Genomic DNA, 18,846 nt, shown 5'->3' on the forward strand with positions numbered 1-18,846 from the left:
GGGGCGAGACACCATTCGACTAACCGAGTGACCACTCGGTGTACCGTGACCTCCGATACCGAAATGGGAACGGCTGTTCCGGTTGTGGACGGCCGCTAGTCGCGTGGGTCATCGACCCGGAGATCGGAGCTGGAAATGGTCCATCGCTCGATTCGTGTCATCGCGGCGGTCGCCGCCACCGCCGCCCTCGCGCTCGGCCCCGCCGTGGGCACCGCGCTGGCCGCCGATCCGACCGCGGCGACCAGCGCGGTCGTCGACAATGTGCACCAGCGCGCGATTCCGCTGCAGGGCGTGCTGAACGCCCGCGACATCGGCGGGTACCGCACCACCGACGGCCGCGTGGTGCACATGGGCCTGGTGTACCGCACCGGTGGGCTGAACAAGGCCACCGACGCCGACCTGGCCGCACTCACTCAGCACACTGTGAAGTACGTCGACGACCTGCGGACCGTGTACGAGCGGGCGCTGTCCCCGGACCGGGTGCCCGCCGGTGCGACCGCACGCGTCGACGATGTCATGGCCCAGGCGTCGCCACAGGTGATGCTGTCCAGCGCGCTCGGCGGCGGCGACATGACCGCGATGTACCGCGGGATGATCACCACCCCCGGCGCGAACCAGGCATTCGCGGGCGTGCTGCGCGACATCATCGACACCGGAGACGGTGCGGTGCTGTACCACTGCACGGCCGGAAAGGACCGCACCGGCTGGACGTCCGCGGTGCTGCTGACCATCCTGGGCGTGGACCGCAACACGGTGAACTACGACTACCTGCTGTCCAACTACTATCGCAACGCCCAGAGCGGCGATATGGCCAACGGCGTCGCCCAGGCCGATCTGGACGCCGCGTTCGACCAGGTCAACAGGTCGTACGGGAGCTTCGACAACTACGTGCACAAAGGTCTGGGGCTGAGCAACAGCGACGTCGCGGCGCTGCAGGCCAAGATGCTGTCCTGACGAATGCCGCTGGACGGCAACGTTCTTCGTCGAGCCCGGGTCGCGACGGCCCGGGCTCGACCTGCGTCGACACCGTGTTCATCGAGCTGGAGTGCGACGACCAGGGCTGGATCGCTGTACCCATCGCTGTTCGGCGCGGACATCGTCGGTCCGGCAACGTGTTTCAGGGTGCCTCGTCCGGTTCGAGCGCGTGCTGCATGAGGTAGTCGTGGCACAGCGTCGTGCCCACCATGAAGGTGCGGGTGCCGACGGTGCGGAAGCCGCGCTTGGCGTAGAACCGCTGGGCGCGCACGTTGTCCTGATTCACCGCCAGCCAGGCTCCGGCATACCCGCCGATGCGCGCGTGGTCCAGCGCGGCGAGCATCAGCGCGGTCGACACGCCGGCGCCGTGATGGCCGGACAGCACGTACATCTTGCTGATCTCCAGCACCGGCCGCAGATCCACTGCCTCCGCGACGACCGGATCGCCGGGATCGCCCGCCACCAGCATGGCGTATCCGACGATCTGGCCGTCGGCGACGGCCTTGAGCACCGTGCGGTCCGGATCGCTGAGGTACTCGCCGAACCGCTCGTCCGAGAGCACCTCGTCGATGAACATCTCGACATCCCGGGCGGCGAGATTGGGCGGGCAGGCCAGCGGAAAGGTCGCGGCCGCCACATCACTGAGGGTTTCCGCGTCCCACAGTCCGGCCCGGTCGACGGTGATGACTGGGGTTTCGGTCATGAAATGAAGTCAATCACGGATTCCCGCGTGAAAATACCGTGCCAGCAGGATCAGCGACGCCGCGAAGATCAGCGGCAGCACGAATCCGATCCGCATGGTCGAGGCGTCCGACACCGCGCCCACCACCGCGCCGCCGACGAGCGCCCCGGCGTAGTTGAACAGGTTGAGCCGCGCGATGACGGCATCAAGGCCGCGCCCGCCGGTGAGCCGGCCCACCTCGCTGAAGCACAGCGGCGCCACCACCGGCACTCCGAGACCGATGATGAGGAATCCGGCCAGCGCCGGGATCGGGCCGGGCGCGCTCACCACGATCACCAGGCCGATCACGCCGATCAGCGCCGCGGTGCGCACCACCGCGCGCGGTCCGAATCGCCGCACCCACCAGTCGCCCGTCAGCCGGGTGAGCAGCGCGGCGCCCTGATAGGTGGCCAGCGACAGCGCGGCGGTCGCCGAGGAGGCCAGCAGCGAGTTCTTCATGTACAATGTCGACCAGTTGTTGTTCGCTTGATCGATCGCGAACATCAGCGCCATCGCGATGCCGAAGGCCAGGTACATCTTCAGCGGAACGATGTGCACCGACTCCGCCGACTCGCCCGCCGCGGCCTGCACCTCGGCGGGCTCGGCCTCGGCCTGCCGGGTGCCCAGCAGTCGCGGGCCCAGGGCCAGCCCACCGGCCAGCACCACCATCGCCGCGGCGAACACGGCCTCGGCGAGCGTGACATGTGTTGCCTCGCAAGCCGAAACGAGCAGCGCGCCCAGGATCGAGCCCGCACTCCAGGCCGCATAGAACGAGGACAGCACGAAGCGTCCGTACCCGTGTTGAATGAACACCGCCTGCATATTGGTGCTCGCATCGACGATGCCGACCGCGATGCCATAGATAGCGAGCGCGGGAAACAGCACCGCCGCAGTGGGTGCCAGCGCCGTGACCGTGCCCGCAATCGCGATCAGCCCGAGCCCGATCCGTAGCGACACCCGGCTCGACCAGCGCACGGCCAGCTGTTCGGCGATGAGGCTGCCCACCGCGGCGAGCAGCGTGATTCCCACGACGGCGACCAGGATCAGGGTGTCGCCGAGGCGATACCGGGTCTGTATCTGCGGCAGCTCGGTGAGCACCACCGACAGGAAGAATCCCTGTAGCCCGAAGGCGACCGAATTCGCCACGCGAGCCGCGCGGAGCGAGGTCGATACAGGAGTGTATCCGATGGGAACCATCTGCGAAGCGTAGCGGCAGGGCCATCGATCCGATAGGGGAGAGCCGAGCGTCTCCATTGCGCCGCTGTCCATTCCGGTCGCCGCGCCGAGACCGCTCGGCGCTCTGGCCGCGGTGATGATCACGCGCGGCTCCCGGTTGCGTAACAAAAGTAGGCACATTGGCGTGAAGGCACCCGGGATTTGGGGCACCCTGGAGGGGGACGGGCCGCATGGTCCGCGGTGCACGGTGTTTGGGTGGTGAGTCGCGTGAGTAAGCAGGTCGATCTGAAGCAGCGGCATGCGACGGTGCTCGATCCGCCCGACTCGGTGAATCTTCCTGTGGTGGAACCGAATCCGCGCGGGCATCAGCCGGGTGAGCGGTGCCGGGAGCCCGGCTGCGGGAACTGCCACTGGGATGTGCAGCGGTTCAAATACTGGTTACGCGGCCGGTTGCTGGCCGACGGCGCCGACGACGTCGAGGTGGATCGGCCGCTCGGCGCACAGACACCAGGTCTGTTGTGGCGCAACGGATCTCGCCTGTTCGCCGTCGAGGTGCACAGCGCTCCGGTCGATATCGGGCACGCCGCGGAGCGGACCGCGCGGCTGCGGGCGGTGGGCGTGGACGAGGTGCTGTGGATGTGCCCGCCCGGATTCTGGGTGGGGCACCTGCCCGCCGTGGCCATCGACGATTTCGCGGCCGCGGGTTGCGAGTACCAGGTCGTCTCGGGGCTGCTCGGGGTCGGGCCGACCGGGACCGCGGCGCCGTGCGAGGAGCCCCGGCCGGTGCGGGACGTCATGCGGGAATGGGTTACCGGTGCGCTGGCCTTCGGCTGGCGCGACGAGATCACGGGAGGTTGGGCGGCGGTGAGCACGTGGGAGCAGCACACGCGGGCGCAGGCGGCGAGGATCGCGCAGCAGCGCCAGGAACTGATGAATCAGCGCACGGCGCTGGCGCTGGCCCGCAAGGCGACCCGGGAGAAGGCCAAACAGGTGCACAAGCTGATGCATCGGCTCGAACGGTCCGAGCAGATCGCCGACGAGCTCGACGCGGCGCGTCGCAAGATCTCCGATCACAACCGCATCGATGCGACCTATCGCCTTACGCTCGCCCGTCAGCGCGCGGCGCTGACGCATTGGCAGCTGATCACCTGCTTCGCCATGTTGATCATCGTGGCCTTCATCGGGTCCGCGGTGATCCTGCACTGAGCAGGCGCTCGCGCCGCCGGATGGCCCCGCGACGGAGCTTTCGGAGTCGACGGGGGAGCACCGGGTGGCGTGCGGTGGAGCTTACGGGGCCGACGGGGCGGGTGCGCTCAGCCGGAACGGCCCGCGCTCCCAGCGCCAGTCGTGACGTAGCGCCATGGCGGCCAGATCGGTGATGCCGACGCCGAATTCCTGTGCGTAGCCTTGGAATTCGTCCCATGCGAGCGGTCCTTGGGCGAGCCGGTTGCGCAGGATGTTCTCGTGCTGGGCGGGCACGGTGTGGGCGCGTAGATCGGGTTCGCCGATTCGGCTGCCGGTGAACACCAGGTGGCCCCAGCCGTGCTCGTGGGCGGTGGCACGCGTCGCGGCGAGTTTGATTCGGTTGCCGTGCACCGCGATCCGCGCCAGCGGAACCGCATCGATCAGCACCGCGCGCCCGTCGGTGAGCCGGGCCGCGACCGTGGGGCAGTGCACACGCTCCACGCCATCCAGGCAGTACTCCACGGCCGCGGGCCGTTCGGTGTATGCGGCGACCTGATCGCTCTCGTCCAGCATGCGCAGCAGGCGCGCCTCCAGCGCGGTATCGAAACTGGTTTCCCGGCCCAGGGTGTCGGAGAAGATCGAACCGCGGGCATCGTCGGCGGAGTCGATCGTGGTGAGCGGCAGCTCCGGCAGCGGGGCCGGGCTGCCGGTGGCCCATTCGACGCGCCGCAACAGCGGATTCAGCTGCCCGGTCACCGATTCCGCGGCGCGCGGAGTGCCCGGATGCCAGCGGCCGCGCTGCTGCCAGCCCGCGATCCGCTGGAAGACGAAGCCCGCCAAGCGCTTGGCATCGAGCAGGGCGTGCCCGGCCAGCCGCAGCCGCAGATACGCCAGATCCTGCGCGGCGATATCGGCGTCGGTGGCGTAGATCTCGGCCAGCAGCGTTCTGATCAGCCGCTGGTCGCCCCAGCCGACCGGATAGCGGGCGGCGAAGACCTCGGTGCTGGGATGTCCGGTGGCCTGCACGCGCCGCACCAGCTGCCCGGCGGCCCGGGTGTAGACCTGTCGCACACGATCCCGGGAGAGCTCGTAGCGGGCCCCGAGCAGGGTCAGCGTCTCCGGTCGTTCGCCGTCCAGGCCCAGGCGCAGGGTCATCAGCTCGCCGTCGCGCGGCCGCTCCTGCGCCTGCTCGGCGACCATCGCGGCGAGCGTCTCGTCGGAGTGCTCGAGATCGACGGTGACCGTGTCCTCGAGGTCGTCGGGCAGGGCGGTGTGCCCGTCCGTGATCTCGTCTGTCGTCACCAGTCTCGCCCGCTTTCGCCTGTTCGTTCGAATAGGGTATCCCGGCGGGCGGCGTGTGGGCGGTAGGCGAGAGCTGTGTCGGGTCGAGCGTGCCACGCTCGGTGGCGTTGTGCCACCGTGGGTTCCATCTCCCGGGGACCGCGGGGAGTTCCCGCCATGCCGATTCCGGGCCGCCGCTAGGGAGTGAACTCGCGTGGGCCGGGACCTCTACTCGGCGACGGGACGTCCGGCGACGCCGTAGCGTGTTATGACCAGCGCGCCCGCCCAAGCGACAGCGGTCCCCAGGGCGAGCCAGTGCAGGGAGCTGACGAAATGCGTGCCGGAGGGGGAGCCTGCGACGGCGCCGAATATCGCGACGCCGCTGGCGGTTCCGATCTGGCGGGCCGTGTTGGAGGTGCCCGTCGCCAGCCCGGCGCGGTCGGCCGGCGTCGCCCGCACGACGGCGGCCACCACCGACGCCGTGATCAATCCGGATCCGCAGCCGAGCAAGCCGAATCCGACAAGGAGCCAGCCGATTCCGCCCGCGCCGTGCAGTTGGGTCAGCGCCAGCGATCCCACGATGGCGATCGCACAGCCGAGAGTGACCGAGGTGCGAGGCCCGCGTGCTGCCGTGATCCGGCCCGCGACGGGCGCGAGCACCACCAGCGGAACCGCCAGGGGCAGCACGGACAATCCGGAGGCGAGCGGCGAATAGCCCAGCACGTCCTGCAGATACAGCGTGGTGACGAACAGCAGGCCGTTGAAGATCAGATTCATGGTCAGCGCGACCACGTTGGGGCTCAGGAATTCCTTGCGGCGCAACAGATCCAGCGGCAGCACCGGATGGGTGCTGCGTGCGGCCGAGGTCAGCGCGGTGGCCAGCGCCGCCACCGCCGCCACCGCCGACGCGGCGATCAACACGGGCGCGGCATGGTGTCCGATCGAGATGATGGTGAACACCAGCCCGCCCAGGCCGATGACGAACCCGGCCAGCCCGCGCACGTCCAGCCGCCCGCTCCGGTTCCCGGGCCGGGCCGGAACCGTCCACAGCGTGGCCGCGATGGTCAGCGCGGTCAGCGGCACATTGATCCAGAACACCGGCCGCCAGCCGAGCCAGCCCACCAGAATCCCGCCCAGCAGCGGCCCGGCCGGAAGCGCCAGCGACGAGATTGCCGCCCACGTGCCCAGCGCCCGGGCCTGGTCGGCACGGTCCGGGAACGCCTCGACGATGACCGCCATCGTGCTGGGCAGCAGCAGTGCACCGCCCACGCCCTGCACCACCCGCGCCCCGATCAGCACCCCGACGTCCGGCGCCGTCGCGCAGATCAGCGATGCCACCCCGAATATCGCGAACCCGGCGATCAGCACCCGGCGATGACCGATCCGGTCGCCGATGGTTCCGCCCGCCAGCAGCAGGCCGGCGATCGCCACCACGTATCCGTCGACCACCCACTGCAGCATCGACACGTCCGACCGCAGGCCGTGCCCGATATCGGGCAGGGCGACGTTGACGATCGTGACATCCAGCAGCACCAGGAACATGCCGGCGCACATCACGCCGAGCACACGTCCGGGCTGTATCTCGCGTATTTCCTCGTTTCGGATGGTGAGACTCGAAATGCTCACGACTCCACCTCGCTGGCGCTCGGCTCCGTCGTGCGCATCGCGCGCTGGCCTGTTGGTTCACTCCGCTTCGCTCCGTTCACACGGACAGTGTTTCCCGGGAAAAGTTCGGTGTGGGCCGAAGAATGGGCGGAGCGGAGTCAGGGAGGTGTCCGGTCCCGGGGCTCCGCCGTTGAACTGGACTGCGGCAGCTGAAGCGGACTGCGGAAGCGGCGGCAAAGGAACCGGCCGGCCAGCTGCACAACGCGCTGATCGGTGTCCGTCCTGCCCGGGCGATGAGGACCGATGCCGATACGACTGCCCGCGGGGACTCGGTGTGCATATTTCGGCGTCGGCCGAAGTGTTCACGCGGCAGACTGGGGGCATGACGGATGTGCGGCCCCTGTATGGATATTCCGATGTCGCGGAGATCGGCTCGCTGCTGGCCGATGCGACGCGGGCCAGGATCATGATCTGTCTGGCCGACGGTCGCGCGCTGCCCGCCTCGGTGTTGGCGTCCGAGGCCGGGGTCGCCGCCTCGACCGCCAGCGAACATCTTGCCCGCCTTGTCGAGGGTGGGCTGCTGACGGTCGAGCGTTCGGGCCGCCACCGCTACTACTCGATCGCGAACCCGCAGGTGGCGACGGCGCTCGAGGCCCTGGCCGCGCTCGCGCCGACCCGCCCGGTGCGGTCGCTGCGGGAGTCCACGCGCGCGGCGGCCCTGCGCCGCGCCCGCAGCTGCTACGACCATCTCGCCGGCCGTCTCGGCGTCGCCGTCACCGAGGCGCTGCTGGACCACGGTGCCTTGACCCGCACCGACGGCCTGTCCGGACTCTGCCGCGCCGAGGGCGACCGCCTCTCGGCCCGCGTGCACGACCACCCCTACGAGCTGGGCCCCGCCGCCGAACCGGTATTCGCCGCCCTGGGCGTCGACCTGCCCGCGGTCCGCCTGGAACGCCGCCCGCTCCTGCGTTTCTGCGTCGACTGGAGCGAACAACGCCACCACCTCAGCGGCGCCCTGGGCGCGGCCGTCCTGACCCGCATGGAATCCGCGGGCTGGGTGGAGCGCCACAGCTCGCGGCGTGCCCTGAAACTCACCGACCCGGGCGCCCGGGCGCTGGATCGGATTCTGGGCGTGGAGCTGGCGGCGTAGCGGGGTTGCCGTCCGCGGCGAGCAGACCGGAGCGGGCCGCGCGCTCGACGGACTCCATGGCGGCAGACGCGTGAGGGTAACCGATGTAGTTGGCCAGCAACGTCATCAGCGCGGTGAGGCCCTCGTGGCCGATCCCGTTCGCGCTCGCCAATCGCAGGTGGGTGTCGAGGCGGTCGCCGGTGACGCCCTGGGCGGTCAGCGCGGTGATGATGGCGACGCTCCGGTCCCGGGCGGTCAGCGCGCCGTGCGACCAGGCTGGACCGCCTGCGGAAGCGAAAGCCTCCGCTGCGAATACCGGTCCGACCCGCGCCGTCATGGCCGCCTCGACGTCCTGCTCGGGGACATCGAATATTCGTGCGTACGCCGCGATGCCGCGCGCCCGCCTGGCCGCGGCGGAATTCTCGGCGGTCAGGTCCGCATCGGCGGTGGTCATCGCACTCCTCCGGCGGCATGTTCCGCGTGTTCGGCGCATAGGCAGCCGACGCCGCGCTCGATCCATTCCCGCATCGTCCAGTCCGGGTGCCGCTGGATCATCAGGGCACGAACCTCCTCGGCGATGTCGTCCTCGCTCATGGCCGAATCCCGTCGCCGCCATGTCTCGTCGCGCAGTTCGCACAGGTAGTCGCGCACATCCGCGAGCAGCCGGCCATCGCCGATCGCACCGTGCCCCGGCACGACCACCCGCGCGGGCTCCGCGGCCAGCCGTTCCATCACCGAGATCCAGCGCAGCCCCGAGACGTCGGTGTCGTACGGCGGGAACCACGGAAAGATCGCGAACTGCCCGGCCTCGGCGAGGTCGCCGGTGAACAGCACGCCGGCGTCGGGGACGGCGACGACCTGGTCGCCCCTGCTGTGCGCGCGGCCGGTCGGGCGCAGCTCGACGGTCCGTCCACCCAGATCCAGCTCGTAGGCGCCCTCGTACACCTGGTCCGGCGTGGTCAGCGTGACGTCCTCGAGCTGCCGGGCGATCGGCTCGCCGAGCTGGGAGAACATCGCCAGATAACTCTCGCCCTTGTGCGCGAGGTCGTCGGCTTGGGCCCGGTTGATCAGATAGGTCGCCTCGCCGGCGAACACCTGGGCGCCGAACGCGTGCTCGGGATGGAAGTGCGTGGTGGTCAGGTAGATTCGCCGCCCCCTGGCCTGCTCGGCGGCGAAGGCCAGGACCCTCTCGGCATTGCGTGGCCCCATGCCGGTGTCCACGACCAGTATGGAGTGCATCCCGCCGATCACCCCGATATTGGGCACCAGATCGACGCCGCGGTTCGGCACCACGACGAGGTCGTGGCCCAGCTCCCGCACGTCCTCGATCTCGACGACTGGGTCCGGGTACGGGTATTCGGGCATGGGTCGATCCCTTCGGGAGAGGTATGGGTTGACGGTGCCCGGCGGGCTTACCTCCGCGGCGGGACCGGTCGATTCCAGTCCAGCACCGGTCCCTCGCCCCGGTCCAAGACCCGTTGCGTGCGGGCGATACCGCACGGGTATCGTCGCCCGTAATGGACCTGCGTTTGCTCCGCTACTTCGTCGCCGTCGCCGAGGAACTCCACTTCCGGCGTGCCGCGGATCGACTGCACATGAGCCAGCCACCGCTCAGTCGCGCGATCAAGACGCTGGAGGCGGACCTCGGTGCGGTCCTATTGCGCCGGGCTCCCGGCGGCGTCTCGCTCACGGCCGCCGGTGAGGTCCTCTACGCTGAGGCGCGCTCGATTCTGGAGCACGCCGATCGGATCCCCGCCCGGGTCGCGGCGGTCGCGGGCACCGTCACCCTGACCGTCGGGACGTTGGGCGACAGCGCCGAAGAGGCCGGGCCGCGCCTGGTGGCCGCCTTCCGTGCACACCACCCCATGGTCCGGGTCCGCGTGCGGGAGGCCGATCTCGGCGACCCGACCTGCGGATTGCGAACGGGGCGCGTGGATGTCGCGCTCACTCGCGGGCCGTTCGAGGACTCCGGTATCAGAACCCATGTGCTGCGCCACGATTCGGTCGGTGTGGTGTTGCGCGTGGACGACCCGCTGGCCGGGCGGGAGGTCCTGCGCGTGGCCGACCTCGCGGATCGGCCGTGGTTCCGGCTGCCGGAGGGTACCGACCCTGTCTGGCGGGCGTTCTGGAACGCGACCACGCCGGAGGGCCCGTACCGCGACGGACCCGAGGTCCGCACCGTCCAGGAGTGCTTGCAGGCCGTCCTGTGGAACGGCACAATCGGCCTGACTCCCCTCGGTCACGCGCTCCCCGAGGGCCTGATCACCGTGCCGGTGGCCGATATGCCACGCAGCCCGCTGGTCGTCGCCTGGAGCGATGCCAACAGCGATCCGCTGATCCGGTCGTTCATCCGCGTCGCCGATGCGATCTACCGCCCAGCGGGGCGGGCCTCCCGCCGCGTTTGATCGCGGTGCGCGGCAAAACCTTTCGCCGTATCTTCCGGCCCGGTACGGTCGCTGGGCCCGATCCCGTCATGATCAACCCGGGCCGATGTGTGGGTCATGCTGTGGCGCAGCATGATCGGGCCCGCAAGACCGCGAAAAATTCGCTTCCGGCGTGATGCACCGGGGCGTATCCTCGGTGAATGAATACCACAGGGGGGAACACTGCGGGATCGGATCTCGGAGTTCATATCGTTCCCGATAAAGTCCTTGCTTACGGCCACAGGGTTGCCGATATCGCCCAAACATTGCAATCCGCATTGCATTCGGTCCATACCGAGGTCGACGATCTGCTGGAGAACGGGTGGAAGGGGCCCACCGCGACCGAATTCACGTCGGGCTGGAACGAAACCCACGAGAGCGGGCAGCAGATTTTGAGCGCGCTGTGCGATATGGCCGCGAAACTCGGGGTCAGCGTGGACTTCTATCGAACCGATGACGCCGGCAGCGGTGATCGGATCCGGGGGATCGAGCGATGAGTACGGAGTTGACCGTCGATCTCGATCGACTCGATGACATCGTGACCAGGCTCGAGGGTCTCGCCGGATATATTCATGAGCACCTGGACGGTCTCGACGACGGCGTGGCATCCCTGCCGGGCATCTGGAAAAGCGCGGGGGCGCAGGCTTATACCGACGCGCATCGCCGATGGGAGCCCAACGCCCGGGAATTCGCCGAGGGTGTGGCCGCCATGAGCGATGCCGCGCAATCGGCCCACGGCCGGTATACCCGGGTGATCGATGTCAACGGCCGAATGCTGCGGGGATGATCCGATGAGCAATTCGAACGGATCACAATCCGCAGTGGTCGTCGATACCTCGGTGTATCACAACGCCGCCACGTCGTTGACCACCCTGCGTACACAGTTGCAGTCCGCGGTCGACAACATACTGGCGCCCGGCCTGAGCAAGACCGGTGGCATGGCCGGTGGATGCGCGGCGGCGGCCGGTTGGGCCACCGCGTACGACGAGCTCAGCTCGAATATCCAGACCGCAATCATTTTCTACGGCGATGCGCTGCTCAACTTCGGTGGGGTACTCGCTGCCGCCGGATACAACTGGGACATGGCCGAATACAACGGCGTCGATCCGAAGCACCGCAAGGGTCCGCCGCCGGTCAAACCGGATCCGAACGCGGGGGCATCGTCGTACATACTCGATCTTCCCCAGACCCCCGGCTCGGCCTCGGGCACCAGTCCCGGAATCGTGCTGCTGGCGCCCACCCTGTCGAACCTCGTGACCACGGCGCCCGACGGGCGAACAGACCTGCTCGGCGACGCCGTCACGGCCTGGAATTCCTTCATCAACAACGAAGCCGTCTCGATGGCGCCCGTCACCCTGCAACAGCTCAGCGATTCGTTCGGCTCCGTGCAGGCGCCGGAGGTGCCCGATATCACCGAGGCGCTGGGGGCTCTGCAGAACGGAATCACCGATATCTTCAGTGCCGCCAGCCAACTCGGCACGGCGGTGCAGTCGTACCATGACGATCTCGTCGATCTCCGGACGAAACTCGCCTCCGCCGCATCCACGGCCTTTCCCAAGGCGCACAACATTACGACCGCGATCGGCGACGGCGCGGTCGATGTTTCGGTGGGTAGTACGTTGAGTGCCAGTGATGTCGGCAATGCGGCAACAGCTTTCGACAGCACTTTCAACGCCAGTGCGCTGGCGAGCGTGCTGAGCAATCCCGACTTCGCTACATACACGTTCGACAGCCTCCCGAAATTGAAGGCATTGTCACAGTTGCCGATACTGCCTGAGTCCGGAAACCCGGCCGACAACAAGACCCTCGACGGTGAACTCGACAAGCTCGCCGCCTGGGATTCTCCCGCGTCCACACTGACCGCGGACGATCTGGCCGTGCTCGGCAGTACGGACCCACACCTGAAGGCATGGATCGCGGCCGCGGTCAAATACGGAGATGCGGCGGGCATCGATCCGCGGCTGGTGATGGCGATCGTATTGAATGAGGGAGCCACGCGCACGCTGGCCGGCGCGGGTGAAATCTACGACGACTTCCGGTGGCTCACCAGTGGTCTCCGGAACAACTCGCTGGGGCTCACCAATATGAAGGAGGCAACCTTCAACAGGGTGAAGGCGGCGTTCCCCGCCCAGTTCCAGGGGCAGAGCTGGTCGGATCTCGATGGTAACGAGGATCTCGCGATCAAGGCCACCGCGTACGATCTCCGGAACCTGCAGAACGAATACGAAAACCGGATTCCGGCGAGCATGCGGTTGCAGGTGACGCCCACGCAATTCCTGGCCGCGGCGTACAACGTGGGCGAGGACAATCCGAGTTACAACGTCAATACCCTCATCAATGAGGGAAAGCTTGCCGACCACGGCGTCGCGGGCTACGCCAACCGCGCACAGGATCATTACAACCTGGCAAACCAGTGGATGGTCAACAGCGGAGCATATTCGGCCAGCAACTGAATGACATAGCCTCGGCGAGGCTAGTTGTGGTGTCTCAGGACGTTGGTGCCTCGATGTCGATCTCGAGGGCGAGTTGTTCGGGACCGATGATCGGTAGGACCGGGACGGCGATGCCGCTATCGGTGAGCCGGTAGGAGCGCGGCGGGACGCGGCTGACGGGCGGCCGATGGCCTATGCCGGCGTGGGGCCGGTCGTGGTTGTCATGCCCGGGCCAGGATGCCGTTGAACCGCTCCACTTTCCCGTTCGTGCGGGGCGTGCAGGGGCTGGTCCGCTTGTGTGTGGTCTCGGTCGTTTCCAGGGCGTGGGCCCAGCTCCGGGAGCGGTAGCAGGAGCCGTTGTCGGTGAGCACGCGCTGGATGTGGGTGATGCCGTGTTCGGCGAAGAACCCGGCGGCTCGCAGCCACCAGTCCGCGGCGGTGGCGCCCTTCTCGTCGTCGAGGGCTTCGGTGTAGGCCAGTCGGGAGTGGTCGTCCAGGGCGGGTAAGGTGCGGGACCTCTTAGTCCGTCGATCGCCAATTTCAACCGAGGCTTCCCTCACCGCGAGAATCGGTGGAGGGGAACTATGAAGGCCAGTGTGACTGACCGGCGATCCCTTTCTGGCACGAATCTGGCATGAAACAGGTCAGCCCCGGATAACCGGGGCTGACCTGTCATTTCTGGTGCGCGATACTGGGATTGAACCAGTGACCTCTTCCGTGTCAGGGAAGCGCTCTCCCGCTGAGCTAATCGCGCGGGTCTTTGGTGCCTCTTTCGAGGCGGCGACGGGAATCGAACCCGTGTGCACGGCTTTGCAGGCCGTTGCCTCACCACTCGGCCACACCGCCAACCAAGGCCGGGTTGGCCTTCGAGCGGATGACGGGATTCGAACCCGCGACCCTCACCTTGGCAAGGTGATGCGCTACCAGCTGCGCTACATCCGCATGCACTGTAATGTGCAAGTTGCTTCCGTCCGGCCCGTGGTGGCCCTTCCGGCTGCGAGAGAGAACATTAGCCCACGATCTGCGTCAGCAACAAATCCGCTGGTAGAAGTTGGGTAAATCGGAATTACATCACTGTGCTTCCGCAGGCCCGGCGCTGTGCCGCCCTTCGAGCCTTACCCCCTAGGCGGTGTCCGCACCCGGCATCAGCCCGCGGCACACCCTCCCCAACGGCCCACCTCTGAGCGATACTGAAAATCGCCAGGTAGAGCCGCGATTTGGTGTGACAAGGGTGATGCGTGTTAAGGTTCCATCTCGTCCGGAACGGAGCCCCTCCGACCCGAACACCCGCACACGGTCCTATAGCTCAGCGGGAGAGCGCTCGCCTCACACGCGAGAGGTCGCTGGTTCGAAACCAGCTAGGACCACCACGAAAAATCCGTCTTGACCAGCCAATGTTTTCGCCGCGGCGAACAGCTCAGCGTTCTGGCTGTGCATGTAGGTTCGCATCGTGAAGGCGCGGTCCACGTGCCCCAGCCACGCCGCGATCACTGCGATCGGTACGCCCTGAAGATGCATCAGCGTCCCGCAGGGGCGATCCGCGCGGGACCTCACCGGCGAGCGTCAGGCCACCCTGCGCGAGACCGCGGACCGGCATGCAGGCGCACTGCAGGCACTGAGTACCGCTGTAACCCTCGACGAGGCACTTGGCATCGAGGGCCGTGCCGCCCGGGACTACTTTCAAGTACTACCCGCGATTGCGCCGAGCGTCGGTCCAGGACGGAGCAGACGTCCACCCTGCGATCCGTTCAACTGCCTGTTACGGCATGCTCCGGTCCTCGGTACACGGTGCTCTGGAACAAGTCGGATTGGACCCGTATCTCGGCTATTTGCATGGCATTCGACCAGCGAAGCCCGCCTTGGCTTTGGACCTGATGGAGAAATTCCGACCTCTGCTGGTCGACCGTCTTGTGCTCACCCTGGCGAACCGCGACCAGATCAAGACCACGCATACCATGGCCCACCCCACGAATCGGGGTGTCATCGCTCGACCGACCCCGCGACAGTGCCGGCGCAGCGGCAGTCGAGCAAGCAAGGAGTGAGCCATGAAAGGTGGCAGCACCGCCTCGCACGCGCAGTATCAATCGCGGCAACCGTTCCGTATTCCGGGCGGGCAGCGGATCCGGATTGTGTGCCTGCCTGGATCGCGGGTATTGCCGAACTGTAGGTCCCGTCATCGGCAGAGTGAGGCGTGATGAATCAGGTATTCGGCGTGCCCGCGACGATCGATGCCTGCGTGCTGCGGTCCGGGCTACTGCCCGATCGAACTCGGGATCCCGGCCCGCCGGTGGTGATCGAGTGACTGCGGCCGCTGTCCCTGCTCAGACCGACCGCTACCGTCGATTGGATCGTCTCGATGCGGTCGACCGCCGGTATCGTCACGCGTTGCGCCGCTTCGCTGCCGGTCTGGTCGGCGATTACGGCCGTGCAGACGAGATCGTGCAGGAATCTCTGGTCAAACTGTGGCAGCGACCAGGACTGCTGGACGAGCCGGTGCGGGGCATCGGCGCTTGGCTATTCACCGTGACCCGCAATCTCGCCTATGACGAGCTGCGATGTGCCCAGCGACGCCATGAATTTGCCACAGATATCGGCGCCCGGTTCGACCGCGGACTCGATGACCCCTGTGCTGGCCTAGCCGACACGTGGATTGTCCAGCGCGCTTTGGCGACACTCAGCTACCAGCATCGAGAGGTCATCGTGCACGCCTACTACCGCCGCGCCACCATCAACGACATCGCCTCCGAACTCGCCATTCCGCCAGGTACCGTCAAGTCACGCCTGTACTACGCGCTGCGAGCGCTCCGCGACGCCTGTATCGCCCAAGGCGTCACCGACGGCTACTGACCGAAATGACCGAGGCACGAGCTGCTGATAGATCTCGGCGAGATCCGCCGTGAGTGCATCGGACTTCGAGTCATCGACGTGGCGGTGCGCGTCGGCGTAGTTTCGGTAGCCTGCCGCACCGCGGACCGGATGACTGCCGTCGTCACCCAAGGGATCGTTCCGATCGTGACTGCTGCGCCCGTGATCGGTATGTCCGAGCTGAAGCTGGAACATCCGATCGGAGTTCAGTTGGGTCCGTGGGGACCTGTGGTTTGGCGGAGCCTCACCACCGCCGGTCCGAAGCTGCTCCCGATCATGGAGGAAGTAGACGAGCCGATCGGGTGGTCTCGATCATGCGGTGGTGTCCGGGTCGGGAATGATCAGGTGTAGGTGAGGCCGGGTTTCTCGCATTGGGCCTCGTCGCGTAGCTGGCGCAGGGTTTGCATCAGGATCCGGGACACCTGCATCTGGGAGATGTTCATCGCGCGCGCGATCTGGGTCTGCGTCTTGGATTCGAAGAACCGCATGATCAGGATGCGGCGCTCGCGCGCGGGCAACTCCGCGATGAGCGGTCGCACCGCCATCGCGTCCTCGGTGAGCTCGTAGCAGGGTTCCTCGACGCCCAGGTGGGCTGCGGCGGGGCAGTTGTCGTTGTCGTCGTCGGCAACGACCTCGTCGAGGGAGCCGGATCGGTAGGCGTTGCTGGCGACCATGGCCTGGGTGATCTCGATGATGTCGGTGTCCAGTTCGGTGGACAGCTCGCGTGCGGTGGGCATGCGCTGCAGTTTCTGGGCCAGGCGCTCGGTGGCCGGACCCAGGCGCATCCGCAGCTCCTTGAGCCGGCGCGGGACCCGGGTGGCCCAGGTGCCGTCGCGGAAGTATCGGCGTACCTCGCCCATCATGGTCGGGATCGCGAACGACAGGAACGAGGTGCGGCGGGAGACGTCGTAGCGGTCCACGGCCAGCACCAAGCCCAGCCGGGCGACCTGGTGCAGGTCGTCGTAGCCTTCGCCGCGGCCGATGAACCGGCGGGCGATGTGGTCCGCCAGTGGCAGGCACAGCCGGATGATTTCGGAGCGTGCCGCCTCGCGTTGCGGATCCTCGGGGCTGTAACCGGCCAATTTGTCGAACCAGGGTTCGATGTTGTCGTAGCTGTTGGGGCCGTGCCGCGAGCGGGGCATGCCGGTCAGCGGTTCGTGTGTCATTCGAGATCCTCTCGTTTCCACGTGAAGCCGATGACAGTGGGGTACCCACCGGCCCGCTCGTCAAAAGGTCCCTGCGAGATCGCTGCGGGCGGCAGGAGGGAGCGCAGCATGTGCCAGCTCAGCTGATGCGGGCTGAACCGCAGGTCGTTCTCGGCGGTCGAGCGGACCTGGACCGTGATTTCCTTCGGCTCGCGGCTTAGTTCGCAATACACCGCCGAACACGGTGTGGCATCCAGTATCGACAAGGTCACTACCTCGCCGATCGCAGTTCGCAACCAGGTGTGACCGGAGTCGGCGCATCCGTCGTGGGGCGCTATGGTCAAGCCGATCGCCTGCACCAGCGTCAGGTGTTTCGGACAGGCCCGTAACACGATCTGCACGACCGACCAGCGCGGTGTCTCTGCCATCTTCACCGCCTGGACACGTTGATGCCCGTGAATCGTGCATGGTCTGGCGTCCGTCCGATTCGGCTGCCGGGCGGCGAACCGCGCCGAAGTCCGCCGCTGGTCATGGTGGTCCGGGAACCGGCGGCAGTGGCGGGCGGGGCGCTGGATCGGGTCGCGACGGTGGGGGATCGGGCGGGAAGGGTTCCGGGATCGGTTGGGGTGCAGGAGGATCCGGCGGGGGGATCGGCTCCGGAACGGGGTCCGGCGAGGGGAACGGGTCCGGAACGGGCCGCGGCGGGGAGGGGACTGATGTTGTGATGCTCATGCCCGGCGGTTACCCAGCGCCGGTGCCCGCAATCCCGGGCCCGCGGTGTTTCGGCGTGCGGTACTTGGGGCCCGTGTTGGACGACATCCTCAGTTGAATCCGTCACTGGGGAATGTGTTGTCCGAACACGAAAAGAGCTGTGCTCGTGCAGGTTTCGAAAGTGTTGCCGAGGACGTGGAGAATTGGGCGAAACAGGCTGCCGGTGGCCAAGCACACCTGTGATGCCGTCGGCGCGGACATGTACCTGGTGGCCGGCCCGCGCCGGGTCGAGCGCGTACTGAACTGACGGGGTGCGGTGGCCGTTCAGCTTTCCTCCGAGCGTGCACGCCGCACTGCACGCCTGACGGTCGCGGGCCCCGGTACCGGGGCCGGGCTACTGGCCCTGGCGCTCCCGAACGGAGGATACTCGGGTCATGACCGACTGTGGAGATATCTCGGCCGGTGACGCCAACATCCTGGAAGAGGTTGTCGGGTCCGGTCGGCCGCAGAATATCGGGGCTTTTCGCTTCTGGTTCGCCGATCAGCGGTGGGAGTGGTCCGACGAGGTAGCGGCCATGCACGGCTACGAGCCTGGTCAGGTGCGGCCGACGACCGAGCTGCTGCTGTCGCACAAGCATCCTGAGGACCGGGCACAGGTCGCGCAGACCATCGCCCGCGCGCTGCAGCACAACGAGCCGTTCTCCAGCCGGCACCGCATCATCGACACTGCCGGGACGGTGCACGAGGTGATCGTGGTCGGCGACTGCTTCACCGAGGGAGCTGGGGTGGTCGGGACCGGCGGTTACTACATCGACGTCACCGGCGTTCTGGCCGAGCACCGGCAGCAGACGCTCGATGACGAACTTCCGGAACTGTATGAGACGCGCGCGGAGATCGAGCAGGCCAAGGGAGCGCTCATGGTGGTGTACGGGCTCGGCGCGGAACCGGCGTTCCGGCTGCTGACCTGGCGTTCCCAGGAAACTAACGTCAAAGTGCGAGCACTCGCGGCGCAACTCGTTGCCGAGATGTCGCGCGGGGAGTGGGTAGGACAGCCGCGAACCCGTATCGACCATTTGCTGCTGACCGTGCACGAGCGTGTCGCGGGGCGCTGAGACGGAGGCGTTTCGGGGTATCGGCCGGGGGTATGCGGTCTGCAACGAGAGTTCCGAGAGATCCTGACAGGAGGGACCGCACATGG

At 67.4% G+C, this 18,846-nt stretch carries 17 protein-coding genes, 4 tRNA genes and 2 pseudogenes; 11 read left to right on the forward strand and 12 right to left on the reverse strand.

Translation table 11 applies throughout. From position 1 onward, the window contains the following. The first annotated feature begins 135 nt into the window (after positions 1–135). The gene (locus KO481_RS31215) at positions 136–954 is read left to right on the forward strand and encodes a tyrosine-protein phosphatase (protein ID WP_215922038.1); all 819 of its coding nucleotides are present in this window, start codon (positions 136–138) and stop codon (positions 952–954) included. Positions 955–1,117: 163 nt separating this feature from the next. Here KO481_RS31215 and KO481_RS31220 read toward each other — a convergent pair whose 3' ends face one another. Together KO481_RS31220 and KO481_RS31225 are read right to left on the reverse strand one after the other, a co-directional pair. After that, positions 1,118–1,678: a GNAT family N-acetyltransferase gene (locus KO481_RS31220; RefSeq protein WP_215922039.1), complete on the reverse strand. Its 561-nt coding sequence runs from the start codon at positions 1,676–1,678 to the stop codon at positions 1,118–1,120. 9 nt (positions 1,679–1,687) lie between these two features. Further along, entirely contained in the window at positions 1,688–2,893 is a 1,206-nt protein-coding gene (locus KO481_RS31225; protein WP_215922040.1) for an MFS transporter, read from the reverse strand. 246 nt (positions 2,894–3,139) lie between these two features. Here KO481_RS31225 and KO481_RS31230 point away from each other — a divergent pair, with 246 nt between their 5' ends. Next, on the forward strand, positions 3,140–4,078 hold the full coding sequence (locus KO481_RS31230; protein ID WP_308166829.1) for a hypothetical protein: 939 nt from the start codon (positions 3,140–3,142) through the stop codon (positions 4,076–4,078). Positions 4,079–4,159: 81 nt separating this feature from the next. Here the strand turns inward: KO481_RS31230 and KO481_RS31235 are convergent, their stop codons facing one another. Then, positions 4,160–5,359 carry a sigma-70 family RNA polymerase sigma factor gene (locus tag KO481_RS31235; RefSeq protein ID WP_308166830.1) on the reverse strand — a complete coding sequence of 400 codons (1,200 nt, stop codon included), beginning with the start codon at positions 5,357–5,359 and terminating at the stop codon, positions 4,160–4,162. Positions 5,360–5,566: 207 nt separating this feature from the next. Then, positions 5,567–6,964 (reverse strand): MFS transporter, encoded by a 1,398-nt coding sequence (locus KO481_RS31240; RefSeq protein ID WP_215922041.1) that lies wholly within the window; start codon positions 6,962–6,964, stop codon positions 5,567–5,569. 361 nt (positions 6,965–7,325) lie between these two features. Between KO481_RS31240 and KO481_RS31245 the strand changes: the two genes are divergently transcribed. Then, on the forward strand, positions 7,326–8,093 hold the full coding sequence (locus KO481_RS31245) for an ArsR/SmtB family transcription factor (RefSeq protein WP_215922042.1): 768 nt from the start codon (positions 7,326–7,328) through the stop codon (positions 8,091–8,093). On the opposite strand, the gene KO481_RS31250 is transcribed toward KO481_RS31245, so the two are convergent. Next, a complete protein-coding gene (locus tag KO481_RS31250; protein WP_215922043.1) occupies positions 8,035–8,526 on the reverse strand; it encodes a carboxymuconolactone decarboxylase family protein in 492 nt (163 codons plus the stop codon). The two genes, KO481_RS31245 and KO481_RS31250, sit on opposite strands and share 59 nt — an antisense overlap. Further along, entirely contained in the window at positions 8,523–9,437 is a 915-nt protein-coding gene (locus KO481_RS31255) for an MBL fold metallo-hydrolase (protein ID WP_215922044.1), read from the reverse strand. Before KO481_RS31255 ends, KO481_RS31250 begins: the two co-directional genes overlap by 4 nt. Positions 9,438–9,589: 152 nt before the next feature. Here KO481_RS31255 and KO481_RS31260 point away from each other — a divergent pair, with 152 nt between their 5' ends. From KO481_RS31260 to KO481_RS31275, 4 genes are all read left to right on the forward strand, one after another. Next, entirely contained in the window at positions 9,590–10,477 is an 888-nt protein-coding gene (locus KO481_RS31260) for a LysR family transcriptional regulator (RefSeq protein WP_215922045.1), read from the forward strand. 179 nt (positions 10,478–10,656) lie between these two features. Next, positions 10,657–10,992 carry a WXG100 family type VII secretion target gene (locus KO481_RS31265; protein WP_215922046.1) on the forward strand — a complete coding sequence of 112 codons (336 nt, stop codon included), beginning with the start codon at positions 10,657–10,659 and terminating at the stop codon, positions 10,990–10,992. Further along, the gene (locus KO481_RS31270) at positions 10,989–11,282 is read left to right on the forward strand and encodes a WXG100 family type VII secretion target (protein WP_215922047.1); all 294 of its coding nucleotides are present in this window, start codon (positions 10,989–10,991) and stop codon (positions 11,280–11,282) included. The genes KO481_RS31265 and KO481_RS31270 overlap by 4 nt, the downstream gene beginning before the upstream one ends. 4 nt (positions 11,283–11,286) lie before the next feature. After that, positions 11,287–12,948 (forward strand): hypothetical protein, encoded by a 1,662-nt coding sequence (locus tag KO481_RS31275; protein WP_215922048.1) that lies wholly within the window; start codon positions 11,287–11,289, stop codon positions 12,946–12,948. A 212-nt stretch (positions 12,949–13,160) separates the two neighbouring features. On the opposite strand, the pseudogene KO481_RS44910 reads toward KO481_RS31275, so the two are convergent. The 4 genes and pseudogenes from KO481_RS44910 to KO481_RS31295 all read right to left on the reverse strand — a co-directional run. After that, positions 13,161–13,427: pseudogene (locus tag KO481_RS44910) on the reverse strand (DDE-type integrase/transposase/recombinase); the annotation flags it as partial. A gap of 179 nt (positions 13,428–13,606) precedes the next feature. Further along, positions 13,607–13,681: transfer RNA gene (locus KO481_RS31285), tRNA-Val, on the reverse strand. Positions 13,682–13,702: 21 nt separating this feature from the next. Next, a tRNA-Cys gene (locus tag KO481_RS31290) sits at positions 13,703–13,773 on the reverse strand. A 23-nt stretch (positions 13,774–13,796) separates the two neighbouring features. Then, positions 13,797–13,869, reverse strand: a tRNA-Gly gene (locus tag KO481_RS31295). A gap of 353 nt (positions 13,870–14,222) precedes the next feature. On the opposite strand from KO481_RS31295, the gene KO481_RS31300 reads away from it, so the two are divergent. From KO481_RS31300 to KO481_RS31315, 3 genes and pseudogenes are all read left to right on the forward strand, one after another. Further along, positions 14,223–14,297 (forward strand) — tRNA-Val (locus tag KO481_RS31300). A gap of 203 nt (positions 14,298–14,500) precedes the next feature. Next, a pseudogene (cas1, locus tag KO481_RS43510) lies at positions 14,501–14,969 on the forward strand (CRISPR-associated endonuclease Cas1). Positions 14,970–15,225: 256 nt separating this feature from the next. Then, a complete protein-coding gene (locus KO481_RS31315; RefSeq protein ID WP_308166831.1) occupies positions 15,226–15,774 on the forward strand; it encodes a sigma-70 family RNA polymerase sigma factor in 549 nt (182 codons plus the stop codon). Positions 15,775–16,133: 359 nt separating this feature from the next. On the opposite strand, the gene KO481_RS31320 is transcribed toward KO481_RS31315, so the two are convergent. After that, on the reverse strand, positions 16,134–16,958 hold the full coding sequence (locus KO481_RS31320) for an RNA polymerase sigma factor SigF (RefSeq protein ID WP_245401711.1): 825 nt from the start codon (positions 16,956–16,958) through the stop codon (positions 16,134–16,136). Beyond that, positions 16,955–17,365: a hypothetical protein gene (locus tag KO481_RS31325; protein WP_215922051.1), complete on the reverse strand. Its 411-nt coding sequence runs from the start codon at positions 17,363–17,365 to the stop codon at positions 16,955–16,957. The genes KO481_RS31320 and KO481_RS31325 overlap by 4 nt, the downstream gene beginning before the upstream one ends. Before the next feature lie 717 nt (positions 17,366–18,082). Here KO481_RS31325 and KO481_RS31330 point away from each other — a divergent pair. Further along, positions 18,083–18,760: a PAS and ANTAR domain-containing protein gene (locus KO481_RS31330; protein ID WP_215922052.1), complete on the forward strand. Its 678-nt coding sequence runs from the start codon at positions 18,083–18,085 to the stop codon at positions 18,758–18,760. Positions 18,761–18,846 lie beyond the last annotated feature (86 nt).

Source organism: Nocardia albiluteola (assembly GCF_018860155.1).
Classification (GTDB): domain Bacteria; phylum Actinomycetota; class Actinomycetes; order Mycobacteriales; family Mycobacteriaceae; genus Nocardia; species Nocardia albiluteola.

Coding starts and splice junctions, on each gene's coding strand:
- KO481_RS31225 (WP_215922040.1), bottom strand. CDS start 2,893: ATGGTTCCCATCGGATACACTCCTGTATCGACCTCGCTCCGCGCGGCT.
- KO481_RS31245 (WP_215922042.1), top strand. CDS start 7,326: ATGACGGATGTGCGGCCCCTGTATGGATATTCCGATGTCGCGGAGATC.
- KO481_RS31220 (WP_215922039.1), bottom strand. CDS start 1,678: ATGACCGAAACCCCAGTCATCACCGTCGACCGGGCCGGACTGTGGGAC.
- KO481_RS31265 (WP_215922046.1), top strand. CDS start 10,657: ATGAATACCACAGGGGGGAACACTGCGGGATCGGATCTCGGAGTTCAT.
- KO481_RS31330 (WP_215922052.1), top strand. CDS start 18,083: ATGACCGACTGTGGAGATATCTCGGCCGGTGACGCCAACATCCTGGAA.
- KO481_RS31320 (WP_245401711.1), bottom strand. CDS start 16,958: ATGACACACGAACCGCTGACCGGCATGCCCCGCTCGCGGCACGGCCCC.
- KO481_RS31325 (WP_215922051.1), bottom strand. CDS start 17,365: ATGGCAGAGACACCGCGCTGGTCGGTCGTGCAGATCGTGTTACGGGCC.
- KO481_RS31270 (WP_215922047.1), top strand. CDS start 10,989: ATGAGTACGGAGTTGACCGTCGATCTCGATCGACTCGATGACATCGTG.
- KO481_RS31275 (WP_215922048.1), top strand. CDS start 11,287: ATGAGCAATTCGAACGGATCACAATCCGCAGTGGTCGTCGATACCTCG.
- KO481_RS31250 (WP_215922043.1), bottom strand. CDS start 8,526: ATGACCACCGCCGATGCGGACCTGACCGCCGAGAATTCCGCCGCGGCC.
- KO481_RS31215 (WP_215922038.1), top strand. CDS start 136: ATGGTCCATCGCTCGATTCGTGTCATCGCGGCGGTCGCCGCCACCGCC.
- KO481_RS31255 (WP_215922044.1), bottom strand. CDS start 9,437: ATGCCCGAATACCCGTACCCGGACCCAGTCGTCGAGATCGAGGACGTG.
- KO481_RS31260 (WP_215922045.1), top strand. CDS start 9,590: ATGGACCTGCGTTTGCTCCGCTACTTCGTCGCCGTCGCCGAGGAACTC.